Genomic DNA, 21,777 nt, shown 5'->3' with positions numbered 1-21,777 from the left:
AAAAAGAGCCATTCTTAACTTACTATTAAGTTGAAAAATGGCTCTTTGTTCTCATCTAATTACCATAAACATATACTTCGCTTTCACTCGTATAGGGTTCACGATTACTTCTCAGCAGGATAATTAGCTTTTACGGGCCAATATGGATTCTGATAGATCGGAGAATCGGAATAGGTATCTCTGTCTTCTGTTGAAGTGATCATAAAATGTTGCATGGCAATCGGATTCAAATAGTGTGCCATATGCCAGCCATATCCTTCGTATGCCCGGTTTGTCTTCAAAATTTCATACGGACGTAAATAATTTCCGGTTGATGGAGACGATACATTGGAATTCGGATCCTGATCATAAATCAGATTATAACCAGCCATAGCATATTTCTCAGGAAGATCGGTATTCCATAGTTTAAATCCTTCAATATGATACTTTTTCGTCATTAATTGATCCATCGAACGCCAGCGTTTCAAATCAGGACTACGGAAACCTTCACTCAAAAATTCATTACGTCTTTCTCTGCGGATATTAAACAATGTAGCATCATTCAATATATTTCCGGCTGAATAAGCAGCCCAGTCGAGTTCTGCTTCTTTCTGCATATTAGTGGCCTGTATTGTTTTAGTATAATCTTCATTGACATGGGCACGACGGCGTAATGTCTTCCAATATTGATCCGCTTTACTATCCAGATTTCCATAACATTCGTAATAAGCTTCAATATAATTCAGATAAGCCTCTGCTGCACGGAAAATGTGTACACCAGTTTCACCCTGCCAGTTATTACAATAGAGATGATCCCAATACCAATATTTACGTGATACATAACCGGTATTATTTCTCAACTGTCCCACACCATTTATAATGTCCGGTAAGGCAGGCTCAACGGGAACACCATGCGTTCCTTGCCCTACGTTCAACCAGATATTGATCATGCCCGGTTGTTTCAGGAATAGGCGAATACGATCGTCCCGGTTTTCAACTACGTTTTGGGATGAATTATCCCCTTTATAGAGTGAAGATGCATAATAAGGCAAGCCGTCATTCATTAAATAACTTTGAATCATTCCCCTGGTCAAACCGATAGCCGTACAAGTTGTCCCAGCATCTACTGCCCGATTATTGACAATGTTTTTACCTTTATCAAAGTCTCTCCAAAGCAAAATTTCGTTATAGCCGGACATATCCATTGCGCTAAACATTTCGACATAGGGATTCGTGTCACTCGCTCCCTGCATTAACACACCGGAATTTGTTGTTAACTGATATTTGGAAGCTACAATATCCGAAGCTTCTACAGCCTGCTCCAAAAACCATTTGACTTCATTGTCAATACTGCCTGACGGAAACTGGTAACCTTTGTTGTATTCTTTGTTTGCCCCCGGCCAGCCTTCTCCGTTCGGAACAAAAGCCGTACCTTTAAAATATTTCAGCCAAGTACCTTCAAATAAGGCTACTCTTGATTTCATCAGATAAGCAATATCTTTATACAAACGATTTTTGCGTCCATCGGGAGCAGTCGGCTTCATCAATATGGCAGCCGAATCCAGATCAGAAATAATGAAGCGGGCAACTTCATTACGCGGCATACGTTTGGATGCCTCTGTCAGATGTTGCCTATCGTCTACAAACGTATGGCGTACGATCGGAAAATCACCCAATGACACCAGCTTATTATAATAAGCCACTGCTCTAAGGAAATAAGCTTCTCCAATATAATGTTCAATATTTTCCTTTACACCGGATATTTTTCCATTCTTATACAAGGGTAATACCTTGTCAAAAAAATAGTTCAACTGATAAATCTCCTCAAAGTTCCATTCACCGGCAGTCTCCCCCACTTTCCAGTCGCCATCCGTATAACTGGAAGAAAAATTCATACCAGCCTCATTATCCGTTCCATTATCCAGACCGACACCTCCACCGGAATTAGGTAAAGCTGTATATCGGTTAATTATATAAGAATCTAACTGAGATTCTTCCGTTAAATAATCTTCAGGTATTATTGAAGACGGAGGTGTAATTTCCAGATTATCATTACAGGCCGTTAAAGTACAGCCCAGGAAAAAAGCACCGATTATATATTTTATTCCTTGATATTTCATGATTGTGAATTTTCCATTATTAATAAGTTATACTCAATCCAAATGAATAGACAGCCGACAAAGGATATTTAATCATACCTGCCGGATCTGTAGTCAATGTTTCCGGATCGAACAGATCAGTCAAACTGGTTCCAGTCCATAAGTTTTCACCGGTTACATACACCCGAAGGTTCTGTAGTTTCCATTTATTTACCAATGCTTGTGGAAGCGTATATCCAATACTGAGATTTTTCAAGCGGATATAGGCTGCATTCATCAGATAACGTGTCTGCGCATGTTTATTTTTACTGGAATCAAACAGAGGTCTCGGGTAATATCCATTCAGGTTCATACCTAACGGATGGTTTTCATCTGCTCTGAAATAGTCCATGTGTTGTTCGTAGAAAGTAGAAGACCAGAGGGAACTAGCTCCCCAAAAGTCTGAACTACCAGTAAAATAATCCCTTTTCATAATTCCCTGGAAGAATACACTTACATCAAAGCCTTTATAATCCATTCCCAGATTCAAGCCAAACATATATCGGGGAGTTTCGTTACCTATAACCTTCATATCCCCCAGATCATCATAAGTTGAATTCCCCCAGTCGATCTTTCCGTCACCATTCAGATCGCGGTACATTATATCACCGGCAGCCCAGTTATTTCCCATCGTATTCTGTCCGCCATTAGGCAAAGTGGCCAGATGAGCATCCATCTCTTCCTGGGTCTTGGCTATGCCAACAGTCTCAAATCCCCATATCTCCCCCATGTCTTTACCGGAATAATAACCTGTAACAGTTCCTGTATGGTTAGGATATTCCAGAATTTCAGTCCGTGCATCCGATAAATTGAAAGCTACTCTATAGCCTAGTCCATTCTTCAAACGGTCACGCCATGACACATTCAGTTCCCAACCATTTGTACGTAAACTCGTATTATTCGTTTTAGGAACTGCTGTACCCAAAATCACAGGCATTTCAGGAGCCGGGCCTATCATGTCTTCGGTTTTTCTCGTAAACCATTCAAGGCTTAATCCTAACCTGTTATTCAAAGCATTTGCATCAAAACCAATATTAGTAGTTTTGACTGTTTCCCATCCCATCGTCATACTGATAAGACCTGGTGCAGAAGAAGTATTTTGCTGATTTCCATTGATCAGCCATGCACTGTTAGATGAGCCGATAGGCATTGTCAGATAAGTCGGATACCAAACTTTTGTATTTTGATTTCCCAATAATCCGTAAGAACCTCTCCACTTAAAGGTTGATATATATTCCGACAATGAACTAAAAAACTCTTCATTTGCCATATTCCACCCTAAAGACACAGAAGGGAACCAGCGCCAACGTTGATCCGAACGGTAACGTGATGTTCCATCATAACGTAAATTTCCTTCTATCAGATAGCGACCTTTATAATCGTAATTCAAACGTCCAAAGAAACCTGCAGTCGACCATTTATCATATGCTCCGCCTACCGTGGGAGGAACCGACTTTCCGTCTGAATCATTCCCTGAGGTAGCATCTATTACATTTGTTCCGGGAACAATAATACCCAAACGCCCGGCACTTGTCACATCCTGCCAGAGTTGCTCCGACTGCATACCAACCATCACTTTGAAGTTATGCCCGCTCAACTCCTTCACGTATTCGGTATATGCATTTATATTCAAATATTTAGTTCCTTTATAATTCTCTGAAACACTTGAATTGGCACCACCCAGCGTAGATTGATAAGGTTCACCGTTTACATCGTAATTATAAACTTTCTGGATATCTGCATGTACCCGTTCATTATATAATTGATAATTCACATCACCGATAATTTTCCATCCTTTGATCGGTTCCACAACAATATTCACCTGTTGAGTCGTTTCATATGTTTTCTTTGTTGTCCGCCCGCCATCACGCAACCGTAAAGCATGAGTCGCATATTCATATAAATTTCCATTCGGATCATATGCAATCAAAGTAGGCCAGCTTTGACGCGATAAATTTGAAAATAAGCCATCAGTCAAATGAGTCGGTTTTTCATAATCGATCTGATTAAACCTCATATTATAATTAATACTTATATAATCATTTAACTTCGATGTTACTTTTAGATTTGTAGCCACACGCTGGTTATTTTCTGGATTCAAACGCATATAACCATCTTGTCCGAGATAATTTACTGATGCATACATCTGAACTTTTTCACTACCACCAGATACACTCAGGTTATGTTCGTGAGAGAACACAGAATCATCAAAAATCATATTGATCCAGTCTGTATTTCCATAGCCTTTATCATACAGGTCAGCCCATCGGGACGGATTGTTCGGGTCAGGGTCGATTCCTCCAGTCAGCTTGCCATCAATAAAATCTCTGATCTTTTGTAAACGTTCAGGAGAGAAATGCCCTGCTTTTCCAGCATTCGTCGCAGCTTCATTAAAATAATTGGCAAAAGTATAAGAGTCTACTGTCTGCGGCATGTTTGTGGCTTTACTCCAACGGAAAGAGTTATTATAATTAACAGACATCTTGCCGGCTTTACCTTTTTTCGTTGTTATCAGAATAACACCAAAAGGTGCCCGAGACCCATAAATAGATGATGCCGCAGCATCTTTCAATACAGATACTGTTTCAATATCCTGAGGATTCAAACGGTTCATATCCCCTTCCATCCCGTCGATCAATACCAGCGGACTCCCCGAAGATCCTTCACCAATTGTCCCGACACCACGAATATTAATAGAAGGAGATGAATCCAGGTAGCCTTGAGTCTGCTGAATGTTTAATCCCGGCATTGCTCCCTGTAAGGCTTGTGAAGCATTCGACACAGAACGCCCTTCAAAGACATCAGAGGAAACAGTGGAGACGGCTCCTGTCAAATTCACCTTTTTCTGAGTACCAAAACCAACTACCACAACCTCATCTAGTTTCTGAGAATCTTCCCGGAGAGTAATTTGAAAAGAAGAATTATTTCCTACTGGTACAGACTGCGCCAAGTAACCTATATAAGATACTTCCAGAATTGCATCATCCGGAACATTTAAAGAGAAACGACCGTCTATATCCGTTATACTACCATTAGTAGTACCTTTTTGCACTACATTGGCTCCAATAACAGGAAGACCTGTTTCATCGACAACCGTCCCGGTTATCTTTTTTTCTTTTTTCTGGCTTAGACCATAGTTCAACTCGGTCAGAGATCGAGTTGAACTGATCATGATCAGTTCTAGCATAAACATGACTAGAGAAAGGACTTGTGCTTAACAAAGTTGTAAGAAACAAATATCCCCCTCGTTTCCACACACACATTTTTTTGTTTTCCATAATAACAATGTTTAATAAAACCACGTTACATAATACTTTATTTGTAAAAGATTCACGATTACAAAGGAAGTTACTATCTCATTATCAGTTAGTATTATATTTGAAACAAAACCTTTTAAATTCGGAACGGATTCTTCAAAAATGTATCAAATTAGGAACTCGATAAAAAACTTCTTGTTATAGGAACAATAATATTGTATTTATGATAACCACTATACAATAAACCCCGAAAGCGTCAATCAAACTTTCGGGGCTCATATAGAGAAACTGTTTCACCAGTTCTCAAAATCAACCATTAAACCATCAATATCCCGGATTCTGTTCAAGGTTTCCGTTTATATCAATTTCACTTTGAGGTATCGGAAACAGATAATGTTTCGGATTCTCAAAAGTACGCGTCGTCCCTCCCGAACAGCATTGACAGCTTTATAAACAACAATATTATAAAAATTTGTTTTTTCATATTGCCTAACATTATTGTAAATCTCAAAATAACTTTTTCTCTTCCCCTTTTCTTAAAAATACTGTTGTATCTTTTCCACCATAAATAAGTATAACATCACCATCCAACGCTTTCGATCTTATTTTAGCATTCAGTAATTTTCCATCTTTCCAATCCATATCCACTTCGTAACCACCACGGGCACACAAGCCTCTCACAGAACCTGAATTCCACTCTTCTGGTAAAGCCGGTAATAAAACGATTTTCCCTTCGTGGCTTTGAATCAGCATTTCAGCAATACCGGCAGTGATACCGAAATTGGCATCTATCTGGAAAGGCGGTGCAATTGTAAACATATTATCCAATACACAGTTTTGTATCAATCTTTTTACGGAAGAATAGGCTAGCTGTGAATCAGAAAAACGAGCACCCAAAGAAGTCATCCAAGCCATACTCCATCCCACAGTACCATGCATATATTCAATTCTGCGATCCAATGTTTTGCGGGCTGCTGCAAATAACTCAGGGGTATTTCTATTGATTTGATTGGCGGGAAACAATGCATATAAATGAGATATATGTCTATGCCCCGGCTCTGCTTCTTCATATTCTTTATCCCATTCCATCAAACGTCCATCCGAACCTATTTCCGTTTTCTTCAGGTTCGGCAACATATCCCGAACCTTCCCTAACAACTCATTATCAACAGATAAAACCTCTGATGCAGTAACATAATGCTGGAACAGATCGTCTATCACCTGATGGTCGTGTGCAGATCCGGCACAGATATGAGCCCCTTCTCCGGTTGGTGAAATAAAGGTATTCTCCGGAGAGGTGGAAGGAATGGAAATCCATTTTGCGGTGGCCGGCTCCCAATAAAGCCAGTCTGTGTAAAATTGAGTTGTATTTTTAAGGATCGGATAAATGCGCTTCAGATACTCCTTATCCCGGGTAAAAGCATAGTGCTCCCAAAGATTCTGACAAAGCCAACCGGCTGATGCGACATGAGAACCCCAACCGAAACCTTCTCCCGGAGAAGTGAATCCCCAGGGATTAACGATTGTATGGGTACTCCACCCTTCCGATCCATAATGTACCTGCGCTGTCTTCTTGCCCGATACCTGAATATCTTCCAGCAGATCAACAAAAGGCATGAACATTTCAGGCAGGTTCGTGCTCTGTGACAACCAATAATTCATCTGAAGGTTTATGTTCATATGATAGTCACCATTCCAAGCTGTTTGTATTTTTTCACCCCAAACACCTTGTAAGTTTGCAGGCAAAGAACCTTCGCGGGAGGAAGAAATCAATAGATATCGGCCATACTGGAATAACAATTCCTGCAGATGCAAATCCTCCTTGCCGCTTCTTGCTTCCGCCAGCCGGAGATCGGTAGGTATAGTATCTTTCAGATGTTCAGTAATGCTAAAGGATACACGGTCATAATAGGTTGTATAATCCTTCAGGTGATTATCCAGCAATTTGTCATAAGATTGCGCCATAGCATTCTTCAACAGCTCGGATGTATTTTCCTCATAAGCAATGTCCAGATAAGAAGGATAGCCCGTATAGTTTGTTGCAGATGTCAGATATAGAATTACTTCGTCGGCATTATGAATGGTCAGTTGATTGTTTTCAATCTGCTTATCCCCTCCTTTCAGGGAAGCGTCCAAGCGTGCCCAATATTTCATTCCGTCGCCTCCATATCCGTCATTCATGGCTCCTCTCATAACCAGTTGTCCTTGGTCTTCAACAACCTCATACCGTTCCGGACGGTCCATCCTGACAGAGAAGTTCAGTTTTCCTTTCTGGGCAGATTTAATTTTCACAACGATAACATTATCCGGATAACTTGCGAAATAAGAACGTTCTATCTTATTTCCGTTTACATTGTATGAAACATTCACCATAGCCCGTTCCAGATCCAGCTCCCGATAATACTCTGTATATTCAGACTTATCGGCAAAATCAATATAGAGATCTCCTAATGTCTGGAAACAACCGAACGGACTGTCGGCTGCTGATCCGGAAGTAGAGCCTTTTCCCCGGCAAATCTGCGTACGGCTGGCCAATGCTTCTGCCTCCTTATATTTCCCGGCTAAAAGTAATTTACGTATTTCCGGCCGGGCTTGCAAGGCTTCCGGATTATCTCCGTCCTGTGGACTCCCCGACCAGAGTTTTTTATTATTTAACTGTACCCGTTCGGTAAAAACATCACCAAATACCATCGCTCCCATATAACCATTACCAATCGGTAATGCTTTTACCCAGCTCTTATTGTTGCCCCATTCCCGGGGATTATCTTTTACAGAAGCGTCTGCCGGTGCTTTATACCATAGCTTCATCGTATTATCTTCCATATCATTCGAACTTATACAGCCCGAAGAGAAAGAGATGACTAAGGTTACCATCGGAATAATAATATTCCACTTTTTCCACGTATTATGCATGATTACTTGTTTATTAGAGACTATATTACTTTATAAAAAATTCTTTCACAAAAGTAAAAAGACTCTATTATTGTCATGTTGACAAAATAAGGCGTTTATTTTGCACAATCCGTCCGTCTGGCTTTTTAGTAAGGTGAGTAAAAATTTAGCAAGTTTTAAACTAACTTTTGATCCAAAAGTAGCCAAAAGATCAAGGCTGCACCTGGTTCGCTACTTCGCATCCTACGTTCGCTGTCCCCGGCGAAGCGAGTTTCGGATTTTTAAAGCGTAGTCTTTCCCCGTAGCAGCGAAGCCGGTGCAGCCTTGAACTTTTGGTTACTTTTCTTTCAAGAGAAAAGTAACATTCAAAACAGTTTTTTAATATTATAATGTAAACTCTCCGTTCAGCCGGATATCATCCGAAGCCGCTCCAACCATTACTTTGAAGTCGCCGGGTTCTACTACCTGTTTCATTTCCTGATTATAAAGAGACAGTTCCTCTTCACCTAATGTAAATGTTACTTTTCTGCTTTCACCCTTCTTTAAGGCGATGCGTTTGAATGCCTTCAGCAAGATCGGAGCCTGGGAAACAGAAGCGACTTTGTCGCAGATATAAAGCTGAACAACTTCTTCCCCATCACGGTCGCCAGTATTGGTTACCGTGCAACTTACTGTTTGCAAGGCATCTTTTCCATTGCCTTTTTGCATTTCCAGCTGGCTGTAATCGAATTTAGTATAACTCAAACCATAACCAAAGGCATAAAGAGGTGTTCCCTCTTCTTCCACATAAGCACGTTGTTTACCCTGCGAATAGAACAAAGGTAACTGGCCTTCGCTACGGGGAACGGATACCGGCATACGTCCGGCGGGGTTGTAATCACCAAATAATACATCAGCAATAGCCGTACCACCCTGTTCACCGGGATACCAAGCCGTAAGCAATGCCTGCGCTTTTTCCGAAGCCAGATTCATGTTCAGGGTACGTCCCTGAATATAGACAACTACCAGGGGCTTACCTGTCGCAGCTACTGCCTCCAGCAACTTCTCCTGATCGCCCAGCAAACGTAAAGTACTGCGGTCGTATCCTTCGCCACAATCCATGTCCGACAGGATCTGGTTTCCGTCGTTAGAAACATCAGCGGCACCGGTTCCTATATATTTTGTCTTAAAATCACGGGCACTGGAACCTCCCACAACCAAAACGACCACATCTGCCGAACGGGCTGCATCCACTGCTGCCGGGATATTACTTGCTGTTACGTCACGGATGGCACAACCTTTTACATAATTAACTTTCGTGGAAGGAGAAACAGCTTTCCGTATGCCGTCCAAAACAGTAACAATCTCTTCACGTTCCTGAGGAGCCGTGTAGTCGCCCAACTGGTTATACATCATATCCGCATTCGGACCGATAACGGCGATGCTTCCGATATTTTTTTTCAAAGGTAATATCCCATCGTTCTTTAATAGGACAATCCCTTCACGGGCTACCTCACGAGCCAGTTCCTTATGTGCTTTCGAACGTACCGACTGCTTCGCCTGTTCCGGAGAAACATACGGATTCTCGAACAATCCCATACGGAACTTTAAACGAAGCACATTAGCTACCGCCCTGTCGAGATCATTCATTGTGATGGCCCCCTCTTCAAAGGCTTTCTTTAAGTTCTTGCCATACGCATTTCCTCCCAGGTCCATATCAAGACCGGCTTTCAGAGCCAAGACTGCGGCTTCCTTATTATCTTTTGCCACCCTTGCTCCGACAATTCCTTCGATACTTGTCAGATCCGAATAGACAAATCCTTTAAATCCCCACTGGTCACGTAATACATCGGTCAATAAATACTTATTAGAAGTGCAAGGCACGCCGTCGATAGAGTTGTAGGAAGTCATGATCGTTCCCACTCCTTCTTCCACCGCTTTCTTGAAAGGAGGCAGATAATCGGAGAAAAGCTGGCGCATACCGACATTGGCACGTGCACCGTTATGTCCGGCTTCAGGAATGCCGTAAGCGGCAAAATGTTTCAAAGTAGAATATAGATGTTTTCCGTCATTCTGCGATTCGCCCTGCATACCTTTCATAAAGGAAACGCCCAGAATAGTCGTTAATACAGGATCTTCACCAAATGTTTCTTCCATACGCGACCAACGCGGTTCGCGGGCAATATCCAGTACCGGACCATAACCGATGTTAGCTCCTTGCGAACGTGCTTCCAAAGCAATCGCCTCCCCCATCCGGTACATTAACTCTGCATTCCAGGTACTAGCCTGTGACAGGGAAGTCGGAAAGACAGTAGTACCGATCGCCATGTGTCCGTGTGGACACTCTTCAGCAAATAAGACAGGGATTCCCAAGCGGGTTTCTTCTACCGCATATTTCTGTAATGCGTTCAATGCTTTGGCCGATAGTTCGGGGTTCAAGCCAGTCTCCAATGTCTTTTGCGTCCAGGGGTCAGCACGGAGAACTGCCCAGAATGAACCGATAGGCATTGCTTTCATCCGTTCTTTATAAAGATCGGAGGCAACTACGCCATTTTTTGTTTTGGTATACATTTCCCACCCCAGCGGACAGCATAGCTGACCGACTTTTTCTTCGACGGTCATACGTCCTACCAGGTCTTTTACCCTATCCTCGACAGGTGCCGTAGCCTGTTTATATAACGGCTGCTGAGCTATAGCCTGTCCCGCACATGCGATAAGGCCGATTATGAAAGATGTTGTTTTACTCATATAACTATATTGTTTTATTTAAGAGATTATTAGTTTTGAATGTAGCGTTTGTAGGGGCGGTTCGCGAACCGCCCTTACAGGCGCCGTCACAATGGAACAGGCAGGTTTCACCTTTTTCTATAAGTGAACCATTATTTCTTAACTGTAAACTGTAAAGCTATCGGTTCATTCTTTAATCCTTTCGGAAGAGTAACCTTTACTTTACCGTCTTTGCTGATGTATTTCACGGTCTTGTTTCCTTTCAGCATTTTCATCTTGCCTGTCGGGATATTTCCGCTCCATTCGATCGTTTCAGGCAGGTTCTCTCCTTCCGGCAAAGCATAAACGGCATATAAGGTCTTACCGTCTTTATCCGCAGTAAACCAAACATTACCATCATTATAAACCGGAGTGATACGGGTATTATAGATCGCTTTCCCGTTCGTTCTCAACCATTCTCCGATAACATGCAGACGTTCAGCCACCGCATCTTCGATAGTTCCCTGCGGAGTCGGACCTACACCTAATAACAAACATCCCCCCTTCGCCGTAATCTCAGCCAAAAGACCAATCACTTTAGTCGGTGACTTATAAGGAGCATCAGGAACCCAGCCCCAGTCATTACTCAACGTGATGCAACTTTCCCACGGATTATTCAACTGCGTTTCGGGGATACTGCGTTCCGGAGTCTGATAGTTTTCATTTCTTCCGCGGATCGTACGGTCGACAGAGATCAACCCCGGTTGTGTGGAGGTACGCACCTTTGTCAACAGTTTATCCAGATTGACATCATCACCGGTGACCCAGCCGCCATCCAGCCAAAGGATATCGAAGTTGCCATAATCAGTCATCAGTTCATTCATCTGGTTATAAGTGAAATCCTGATAGTTTTTCCACCAGTCTGGATGATTTTCTTTTTTATAATTCTGACGACGGTTGGCTGTTGCAAAATAAGGATTCCAGAACCATTCGCAATGCCAGTCCGGTTTAGAGAAATAACATCCGATCATAAAATCTTTCTGGCGGAAAGCATCAAACACGTGACGTGCCACATCTTTTTTCGGATCAGTACCGAAAGGACCGTTCGCGATGGAGAAGTCCGTGAACTTCGAATCGAACATACAGAAACCATCGTGATGCTTCGTTGTAAAGATCATATATTTCATTCCTGCATCCTGCATGATATCCGCCCATTTAGCCGGATCGAACTGTGTCGGATTCAAAGAGTCCTTCAAACCGTAATACCACTTCTTGTATTCATCGTAGGTCATATCTTTCTTGCGGGAAATCCAGTCTACATCCTCGGAGCAGATGGACCACGACTCTACAATGCCGGGAACAGAATATAGTCCCCAATGGAACAAAACACCGAATTTCTGATCTTGCCATTTATCCAGTTTATCCAAAACCTTTTGATCTTTAGGCCACTCATAATCAGTTGAACGTTCGTGAACAAAACCTTGTACCTGTTGGGCGTTTACATTCATAGTCAAAACGGTTCCTGCCAGGCAGCCGAATAGTGTTTTCAGGATTTTCATAAAATCATCGTTTTAATTATTGTACAATATTAATTTTTCGTTTAAGTCAAGCCTTAGATGGCATTAGAAAATCTGTACAATATTACAGATAATATCCCAAATGTCAAAATGTAGCAATGACAATATGTAATAAAAAAATGCATGGACCTCCCCGACCCATGCATCTGTCAATCAATAACTCTAATTATTTTAAAGAACCGTTTAGTGCGATTGCTTTTCCTTTATATCGATCCATTGTCCTTTCCGTGTTTCAATCGTATAAACTCCATCTTCATTCGTTACATCACCCTCATTCCCTGTTACGGACACTTCGCTGCCATCCGCAGGGAAAGCAATGCGCAACTTACCGCCTTGTTCCGGATAGATGCGAAGTTTTACGATCTTGCCCTCTTTTTTTTCGGCAGACACAAGGAAAGCCCCCATAGCACGCAGGTTATCGAACGATACATCCGACCAAGTAGCAGGAATAGCCGGGAACACACGGACGATTCCGGTATGGCTTTGAAGCAACATTTCCTGAATACCGGAAGCAAAAGCGAAATTACCTTCCAATGTGAACGGACGATAGGTGAATTTTGATTTTCCACTCTTTGTCTGGTCACCATTCACATGGAACGTGTTACGAAGGCAGAAGCATTCGGCAAACGTACGCAGTTCGTCGGCAGCACCTTCGCCATCAAAGGCACGGGCTTTCATATTGCCGAACCAACTATAGGAATAACCGGTCCAGTAATCGGGAGTATACTCTTTCAGTTTCTTCAAAGTTGCCTGGATGATATGCTGCGATTTCTCACCCTGACTCCAGTCTACCAATCCCAGCGGATGAATTGCCATGGCATGGGAGAAATGGCGGTGAGACTGCTCGTAGGGGAATCCTTTGGCAAAGGTCAGGGCACCTTCTCTATCAAGGTCGAGATCCGGCAACTGATCATTCAGCTCTTTCCAGTGAGACGACTCGTCGGACAAGTTCAGTTCGGCAGCCAGTTCAGAGGCTGCACCAAAAGCAAACTTCATCAGGGCCAGATCGTAATTGGTCATATCCTTGAACCAGGCATTGATCGAGTTATCGAATATTTCAGGACTGGAACTCATTACCAGTTTACGAACACCGTTGGCATCGACTACGGATATTTGTTCCAGGAAGACAGCCACATCCTTCAGGAACGGATAAGCCCTGTCTTTCAGGAATTCACGGTCTGCCGAATATTTCCAGTGGAGATAGAAATGCTGTGCCAGCCAAGCACCGACGGTCTGCGACATAGAATACTGTATCCACCCTCCCATCGGTACGCCCTGCAAAGTACATACCCCGGGGATATTCATACCGTCTTTTTCAAAATATTCCTTCGTGTACTTTTTATAAACATCCCGCTGGTTCCACAACGTATTCAGATAACCCAGACCTTCAGTCAGATGGTTACCTGTATAAGCCGGCCAATAACTGAGTTGCGTGTTCAGGTCATGATGATAATCGCCTTTCCAGGGTGGAAGTTTCCCGTTATCGGCTGTCCAGACAGCCTGTAAAGAAATCGGATAAGAGTTCTCACGGCTGGCAGAACCGAACTTATACATCTCATTATCATATTGTTTCTGCAAAACAGGATCAGGAAGTGTAATGGATGACTGCACCCAATAATTTTTCCAGAAGTCCATATGAACCTGATAATCGGAGTCGATACCACGGGCCATTGCTTCCTGGGTCTTTTCGACTGCTTTATCTGTCCCCAAAGAAGATGTCACGCTCCAAACACCACAAAGCGTATTTCCTTTTTGCTGCCAGCGAACATTTACATCATACGAGAAGCCGTTCCAACCTTCCTGATGATAGCTGATCTGGTTAGTCTCTTCATTTATTGTTCCTTGCTGATAGCCCAGACGGCGCAAATCCTGTCCGGCTACAGAGTCACCTGTTTTAGTATCTCCCGTACTATATTTCGGGGCTATCAATGATGGGGCTATAGCCGCCGGCAGATTTTCGAATACAAACCAACCGACTGGTTCGGTTGCATGAACAAATGTTTTCATCGTTGCACCATTTTCCCAAGTCGCTTCGCAAAGAGCATTATTCAGATAAAGACGAACATCGGAAGGCGAACCCAGTTGCTCCAATGAGAATTCCAGCGCAGCCCCCGGTATTTTAGACGGGGCAGGCTGTTGCTCATACGGATGATCATATTTCTGCTGAACCGGGAGATAGTCTTTTTTCTTCACTTGCTCACATACCCATGCGAAACGGTTGTTCGGTCCGGAAATACTATCCATCGGACGAAGATCCCACAGATCGGTGCGGTCCAGCGACAGACGCAAAGCCGAATCACGCTGCCAGATTAAGGCGCCGACAGTTGCATTACCCAGAGGCATCCCTTCATCCCAGGTCGTTGCCAGGTTTGGGAATTGCAAATCACTTTCGGAAGGAGTAACCGGCAAATTACTCTTCCCACCGGTACAGGCCACCAACAGCCAGAGACTCGATACTACTAATAAGTTTTTCATCATAAATATAAAGTTAATATTATTCTATTTCATCAGTTTCCCTTTGATACCGAAATCATCGATCACCAATAGACCATCCCCCTGCTTCATGACGGCAATATAAAAACCGTCACTTTGCGGAACAGTAAAACATACCCGGCATTTCCCCGGACGATTCAGATCATAAGAGAAGACGGGCACTGCTTGCGAGGGAGAGATTCCGACAACCTGATAGACATCTCTACGGTCTACTTTATAATCGAACTCAACTTCGTAGGTTTCTCCGGGTACAAAACGGATCATCGCCGGAGAAGTCCTGTACACTTCACCATTCCGTTCACGCCAGGTGGCCAGCGACCAGTTGCCATTGATCGTGTTGTCGGTATAGACACCATGCTTCTCCGCCAGGTGCGTAGTAAAAGCACTTGGTTGACAAGGGATAAACGGTCCCCATCCTTCATCCACATGCTCAAAATCTTCAAAGTAATCGTAACCGTTTTTCTGAGGCGACTGATAGGCAATCACACGCACATCATCAAAAGCCACGGCCGAGGTATCGCAAGAAGCATCGGCACGTAAAGACAACGTCACACGATTACTGCCGGACGGCACACGGAAAGGCAACTTCAACCGTTGCCAGGTCGTTTTAAAACGATCCGTATTGTCGGTATAATTAAACACCTTACTTTCTTCAATCGAGGTTTGTTCATTCAGCAGGTTGCCGGCCTCTACATGCAAGATGGCTTTCTTCCGGCCGGTAACGTTTACCCATACAGAGGCTACATATTCCTGTCCGGGAGTCAGGCCATCGACCTGCTGGCTCACGTTGGCTGCCGGTGCTCCTTTCATCGACAAATAACGCTGACCGTACTCTGTTCTTTCCATCGAAACGGCAGTAGCATCTCCTCCTACCTTCCAATGATCGAACGAACCGCTATCAAATCCGGTGTCTTTCAGCGGACTTCCGGCACTCCATTCCATTTCCTGGGACTCTTTTTTCTCTTCCTTATATAATACATAGCCTGTCTCCGGCAATGCTTCTATCTCTACGCCTCCGTTACGTACGGAAAGTTTGGCGACAAGCGTCCTTCCGTTGTCTCCCAAACGATACAGCCATGCATTGCTAACAGATTTCCAGGAAGCAGGAAGTTGCCAGGATGTCTTGCCTCCCTGCGTGTTATAATGATAAATCTTTTCTTCCGTTGCAGGATTCCAGGGAATGAACACACTTCCGCCTGACATCAATACCTGGCCGTCTCTACGAATCACCGTCCCCTCTTCCTCACTTTTATAAGAGATCAAACCGTCTGCCAAGACAGCACGAACGGTATCGAGTTGCATTAACGGGTAATGCATCAAATAGCGGTAAGGCAATTGTTTGGTAAAGAAATTACGTACCACTCCATCAAAGTCGCGCCCTTTCTGCCATCCCATAAATCCGATTTCTGCTCCACGGCTGTAACCGCCTAACAGAGCAGGATGTTCGGCATATCCATCGCGATACCGATGATGTACGAAGCGATGAATCAAACTTTTGGCTTCTGGGTTGTAATGGATCCAAACCGCTTCCTTATCAAATACATCGGCATCTTCCGTCCATATTGCCCAACCGTTTTGATTGAACAATCTGGCCGTCTGATAAGCCAGCCAACGATATTCCCGATAGGTATCGAGATAAACAAACGAGAGGTCGGGTACATCTGCTTTGAGTTGCTCCAGACGCTTCGCAAAAGTTCCCGCAAGCATATCGGCCTCCTTATTGATAAAGAAAGACTGGTCCAGCCAACTCCAGGCCGGCATGTCGGTTACGATCCGGTCGTTGAATGCTTTGGCTTCGGGATATGATTCGCTATGATTGATATGAACACCGATATGCGCATTGTATTTCCGGGCTTCTTTTGCCAGAAAAGCCAGCTCGTCCTTTCCGCCGGCGCGTTCGTTATAGCTACCCGAGTAATCAGGATGCCCACTGTCGTGTCCTTCACTCTGATAGCCTTTCAGTTCGAGCATCTGTCCGAAACCGTCGGTTGCCAGGTAAAATTTCTTTATATTATCCAACTGGCGAAGGAACGGATACTGAGCACAACTGGCAAAGTTCATCGTGATCGTAGCATACGAGTTCTGCACCCGATCCACACCGAAAGGAGCCGGATATACTTTTTGCAAAGCCATCGCCCCGTCCTGCCAGTCGACTTTGTTATCCCGATTACAATCGTCTGACAGGATTACTTTTATATAAGGAAGCTCCACAACCTCTCCCGCATGCCCCCGGTAAATCCATTCGTTTCCCCAGATACCGGTTACAACAGAACCTGCCGTTTGCACCGACTGATATAAAAACTGGCGGGTATTATAGATCGAATTACTTTCAAGAGTTGCCACCAACTTATCTGAATTCAACAAAAGGATGGAACCGTATTGATGGGTATGGTCTATCGCTTTATCCTTCAACGGATAGAATATATCGGAACTTACATTATTGGCAATAGACAAACAGGCCTCGGGAGTCGATGCCGCAACAGATACCAGATGATGATCCGGGAAAGCGAATGTCTTCACTTTAACATCGCCATCTTCTTCTATTCCGGTTACGGACAGTTGAAGTACGTTGTCGGTCACTTCACAACAGACATTCAGTGTAACCCCTATTTCTTTTACCTTCAAGGTATAATACACCCGGCCGGCCTCCGCCCTACTCGTCACTTTAGGCAAATAATAATCGCCATTTATCGTGATGCCTTTCACATCAAACGGCTGACCGCCGAGCTGGGATTGGTTCTCCTTCCAGAGATAAGACTGAACCGATGGAAAATCTTTAGTTAACCGAACGTCCATCCGGGAAGAGGACAAGGTATAGCCACTTTTCTTTTGGGCTGCTTCCCTCTTCGGCTCCGTCAGACTACGGCAAACCACATTAGATATTTGTACGTTCCCTTTGTCGTGCACACGGAAACCGGTCTGTCCCGGTAAAAGAGGAAGATCCGGTATGTATTTATGAGCGATCTGTTCTCCATCTACATATACGGTCAGCGTACGTCCGATACAGTTCACCTTGATACGACGGCGGTGATGTGCATACAACTTTGATATGTCGCGGGCTATTTCGGTCTTCCCGTTTGGTGTTTCGACATACCAGAAAGCAAATCCAAAATGGTCTGTTGCCTTATCGCATCCTACATATACCCAATCGTTTTCGTTTACATAACGTAATAATACGCCAACCTGCGCCGACGAGTTCTGTGGCAACAGGTCGAATTCAACCGTACTATTAACAGCAGAGAAATCATCAATCAGAGCCAAACTGTCGAGGTTACTTTTTAAATAATAAATCGAGGAAGAGTTTTTCACCACTTTTCCCGGTTGCAGAACAGCGAAAGAGCTTGCTGAGATCAGACAGAAAGCCCCTATCGTTAAAATTTTATTCATTTACTTAAGTATTTACAGTGCTTATTTATGGTATATCGACTTGAATATACAAATATAAAGAGTGGAAATATATTTTTCTCATATATTTCCACTCTCTTTTCTAAAATCTCGTTTTTTGCAAAATATATCACCAATTTTGCAAACACCGGCCTAAATAACTTTCCTGATTATTCCTCCACAATAGCGACTTTCGAGATAACCAGATCCGGTCCGTTCTTCACCTTTGCTTTAAAGCGAAGAATACCGTCGTTCGAATCCTCACGCATAATATGAAGTTTCACCCATGACTCTTCCTGATCCTGTTTGTCAGATTCATACTCACGACCTTCGAATACAAGATGCCCTGTACGTCCTTTCTTATCCTTGTCGGCAAAACAAACATATAAGGAACCGATTATTCCCGGAGGGCACTGGATAGTCAGTTCCATCTCTTTCCCCTGCCAGTCCGGAGAGACCTGATAAGTAGTCTTCTTTTTGGCAAATGTCTTATCCTTATCGGCACAATCGATATACAGCAACGCATTGCCGAACTCCCCGGTAACGGTGCTCTTCAACGGTTCCACATAGGTCAGCATCTTTTGTAGAGAGGTTATCTCTCTCTCGTAAGCCGGATTGAAATCAGTTGAATTCATGTAATGCAGGATACTGCTTTTCAGCTGGCGGGCAACCGGATTCGATTCGTCTTTCAGGTCAAAACCGCAAACCAGCAGTTTTCCTTTACCGACTTTCAGTTCGAAAATAGATGCCAGTTTGTTGTTACGATGGAAATCGTCGACAGGCTGTGCGATCGGCTTATATTCCTCCGGATAGTCGTTTATGTAGAAAGCACGGGCATCTTTATAGATAGACTGCCATTGCCAGTCGCTATGCGATTCGGTCGGGAACCGGGCAAAGAGCGGATGTTTGTCGCGAACAATCATACCGATCGTATTCTTTCCCTGGCCGGGGAAAAAGGTCAGCGACCAGTATAAAGGATAGAAACTAATCTTATCGCAGGTCTCTTCGGTACCCAAAGCGGCAGCCTGTAATAAAACTTTTTCTCCTTTTTCCAGACGTTTCAGACAGTCGGCATCCATCCGGTCGGTGACGTAGACCGTACCGGTTTCTACTTTTTCATTTGCCGGAAATACCCAGATATTCCAGGTATTGGCAATAGCATCGTTTTGCAAACCTACCTCGACAACCAACTTCTGTGCTGTTGTCACGGCAGACAGGTCACAGGATATTTTACCGGCTATATCCGAACTACCGGCAGGAAACGTGCGGTTTGCCGTACGCCCGGAAGCGACCAGATTGCCTTCCGCATCTTTAATCTTCCAGTATAAGCCATCACTCAGACACGTCGATCCGTAATGAGCCAACTGAAGATCGGCAGTAAACGGTTCGTTATTTGTCCACACATATTTCGGGATACGTAGCAACGGAACCGTACTGTCATGATGACAACGGAACTGTTCGGGTGTAGTTATGCCCTTACTATCGTAAAAGACATCCAGCCAGCCGACCAGCGCTTCTCCCTGTCCCTGATAATCCTGCATGCTGAGCAGTTGGATGCCGGCACAGGAAGGTGTACGCAAAAACGATTCTATCTCATACTTATACATGATTTGGTTGAGTGCACCGGATGCAGCGACAAACTCTTCATTCTGTTCCTCGATCTTGTTCTTACGTGCCTGCTCGCGGAACTCTTCGAAGTTACGCGCTTTCAGTACCCCTTTATATTTCTTTATTTCACTCCACCGAGGGTAGACAGGCCATTGTCCGATCTCATGGGAAAGCACAGGGATATTCGATTTCGAATAAACGTCTTCAAAGTCCCAAGAGGTAGAAGCACCGCCTTTCAATCCGCGGGCACTTCCCAGTCCGTTGATATAATGAGTAGCCATATACTGATCGACCGGCATAATCTTGCGGGCGGTAGACACAGAATACAGACGGCGTGAATCCTTTTCCTTCAATGGTTTCATCCATGATTCCATTACTTCAAAATCAGAATTACCCAATTCATTTCCGATACACTGCATCACGAAAGACGGGTGATTACCGTAGGCATCGATCATACGCGTTAATTCCTGTTGCACATACCGGTCGGCAGAAGGATTCTTACCCAGTCCCTGCGGATACCCTTTCGTATTCATTTCCGGTCTGTCTTTTTGCTCGGAAGACATCCACCAGTCGATCCAAATGGTTTCGGCCTGGATATAAATACCGAGACGGTCAGCTGCAATGAAAGCGGCTTCGGGCGGGCACCAGGAATGGAAACGTACATGATTCAACCCATAATCCTTATAGATACGGAAAATCTTTTCCCAATCTTCCACCTTGCAAGACGGATAACCTGTCAGCGGGAAATGTACACAGTCGAGGTTGCCACGTAGAAAGACAGGCTTCCCGTTCACCAGTATCTTTGAATTGGAATGGGATACCTCGCGGAAACCGAATTCTATTTCACGGCTGTCAAACTGTTTCTTCTTATCTTCCAGCGTCACCTTCAAGACATACAGATTAGGAGTGATATCATTCCAAAAACGGATGTTCTCCGGCATAGTAGCCTCGAAATCAAGGATATTCCGGCCTTTTTGTAAAAGCTGTTCAATGGTTCGGGTATAGACCACAGAACCATCTTCCCTGTCGGTCAGTTGCCAGGTAATACGGGCCGGAACCTTCCGGGAGGATTCATTGATAAGCGTATCCCTCACCTGCAACGTACAAGGGCCGTTGGTCGTACGGGTAAACACCTGCGGATTCGAGAAGCGTATCGGCTCGGATGCCACCAGGCGGATACGGCCGACCGCCCCATTCCATATGCTTTGTGTATACTCGGAATAGACATGACCTTTATCGCCAATATTATAAATCATATCGTTATCAATACGGATAGTCAGCCGATGTTTGCCGGGTGTCAGATAGCCCAAGTCATGCCAGTGGGGAGTAGACAGGGCATCCTGCACAGATACTTCCTTCCCATCCAGAAAGAGACGCGATTCCCATAAGACGCGTTCCAGTTCCATACGGATGTATTTTCCGTTCCATTCGGAAGGAATTTCAATTTCTTTCGAATACCATGCCGGGCCGTAATATTTCCAGGCACGCGTCAGGATACCGAAATCGGACCCGGAAGTCTTCTCTCCATAGCCGGCTTCATCGGTCGTGCCAGGCAAGGTGATATGATCGGTAAAAGAGGTTCCCTGCCAGTTTTCTTTCAATCCTTTGTCTTCCGGATCGAGCCTGAACTGCCAGGTTCCGCTTAGAGACTCTACATCCTGCGCTTGTGTAGGAATGTCCAGACTTAAAAAAAGTAATGCGATAGATACAAAATTTGTAAGCTTCATATATTATTTATATTTCAGATATCATCAGTCAGGTTTA

General features: G+C 43.9%; 8 protein-coding genes and 1 pseudogene. All 9 read right to left on the bottom strand.

The window, feature by feature from the left end; translation table 11 throughout:
• Positions 1 to 104: 104 nt before the first annotated feature.
• The 9 genes and pseudogenes from M1P97_RS03630 to M1P97_RS03590 all read right to left on the bottom strand — a co-directional run bounded on the left by M1P97_RS03630 (position 105) and on the right by M1P97_RS03590 (position 21,740).
• Positions 105 to 2,099, bottom strand: coding sequence for a RagB/SusD family nutrient uptake outer membrane protein (locus M1P97_RS03630; protein ID WP_195372257.1), 1,995 nt, complete (start codon positions 2,097 to 2,099; stop codon positions 105 to 107).
• A gap of 19 nt (positions 2,100 to 2,118) precedes the next feature.
• A complete protein-coding gene (locus M1P97_RS03625; protein WP_249388394.1) occupies positions 2,119 to 5,304 on the bottom strand; it encodes a SusC/RagA family TonB-linked outer membrane protein in 3,186 nt (1,061 codons plus the stop codon).
• Between the two features lie 394 nt (positions 5,305 to 5,698).
• Positions 5,699 to 5,776 (bottom strand): annotated as a pseudogene (locus M1P97_RS03620) (RagB/SusD family nutrient uptake outer membrane protein); the annotation flags it as partial.
• A gap of 105 nt (positions 5,777 to 5,881) precedes the next feature.
• On the bottom strand, positions 5,882 to 8,287 hold the full coding sequence (locus M1P97_RS03615; protein ID WP_249388393.1) for a glycoside hydrolase family 95 protein: 2,406 nt from the start codon (positions 8,285 to 8,287) through the stop codon (positions 5,882 to 5,884).
• A 363-nt stretch (positions 8,288 to 8,650) separates the two neighbouring features.
• The gene (locus M1P97_RS03610; protein WP_249388392.1) at positions 8,651 to 10,993 is read right to left on the bottom strand and encodes a glycoside hydrolase family 3 N-terminal domain-containing protein; all 2,343 of its coding nucleotides are present in this window, start codon (positions 10,991 to 10,993) and stop codon (positions 8,651 to 8,653) included.
• Positions 10,994 to 11,124: 131 nt separating this feature from the next.
• Complete coding sequence (locus M1P97_RS03605) at positions 11,125 to 12,510, bottom strand: alpha-L-fucosidase (RefSeq protein WP_249388391.1); 1,386 nt, start codon at positions 12,508 to 12,510, stop codon at positions 11,125 to 11,127.
• Between the two features lie 201 nt (positions 12,511 to 12,711).
• On the bottom strand, positions 12,712 to 15,006 hold the full coding sequence (locus M1P97_RS03600; protein ID WP_249388390.1) for a glycosyl hydrolase family 95 catalytic domain-containing protein: 2,295 nt from the start codon (positions 15,004 to 15,006) through the stop codon (positions 12,712 to 12,714).
• Positions 15,007 to 15,027: 21 nt separating this feature from the next.
• Positions 15,028 to 18,408 carry an endo-alpha-N-acetylgalactosaminidase family protein gene (locus M1P97_RS03595; RefSeq protein ID WP_249388389.1) on the bottom strand — a complete coding sequence of 1,127 codons (3,381 nt, stop codon included), beginning with the start codon at positions 18,406 to 18,408 and terminating at the stop codon, positions 15,028 to 15,030.
• A gap of 167 nt (positions 18,409 to 18,575) precedes the next feature.
• Complete coding sequence (locus M1P97_RS03590) at positions 18,576 to 21,740, bottom strand: glycoside hydrolase family 2 protein (RefSeq protein ID WP_195372263.1); 3,165 nt, start codon at positions 21,738 to 21,740, stop codon at positions 18,576 to 18,578.
• Positions 21,741 to 21,777: the final 37 nt, after the last annotated feature.

The sequence above is a fragment of the Parabacteroides leei genome (assembly GCF_023369805.1).
Lineage (GTDB): Bacteria > Bacteroidota > Bacteroidia > Bacteroidales > Tannerellaceae > Parabacteroides > Parabacteroides leei.
Note: the sequence above shows the minus strand (reverse complement) of the source record. Positions and strands in the feature narration are given on the sequence as shown.

Excerpts from the sequence above, each read along its gene's own strand:
- M1P97_RS03610 (WP_249388392.1), bottom strand. The coding sequence starts at position 10,993 with ATGAGTAAAACAACATCTTTCATAATCGGCCTTATCGCATGTGCGGGA.
- M1P97_RS03625 (WP_249388394.1), bottom strand. The coding sequence starts at position 5,304 with ATGCTAGAACTGATCATGATCAGTTCAACTCGATCTCTGACCGAGTTG.
- M1P97_RS03600 (WP_249388390.1), bottom strand. The coding sequence starts at position 15,006 with ATGATGAAAAACTTATTAGTAGTATCGAGTCTCTGGCTGTTGGTGGCC.
- M1P97_RS03615 (WP_249388393.1), bottom strand. The coding sequence starts at position 8,287 with ATGCATAATACGTGGAAAAAGTGGAATATTATTATTCCGATGGTAACC.
- M1P97_RS03630 (WP_195372257.1), bottom strand. The coding sequence starts at position 2,099 with ATGAAATATCAAGGAATAAAATATATAATCGGTGCTTTTTTCCTGGGC.
- M1P97_RS03595 (WP_249388389.1), bottom strand. The coding sequence starts at position 18,408 with ATGAATAAAATTTTAACGATAGGGGCTTTCTGTCTGATCTCAGCAAGC.
- M1P97_RS03605 (WP_249388391.1), bottom strand. The coding sequence starts at position 12,510 with ATGAAAATCCTGAAAACACTATTCGGCTGCCTGGCAGGAACCGTTTTG.
- M1P97_RS03590 (WP_195372263.1), bottom strand. The coding sequence starts at position 21,740 with ATGAAGCTTACAAATTTTGTATCTATCGCATTACTTTTTTTAAGTCTG.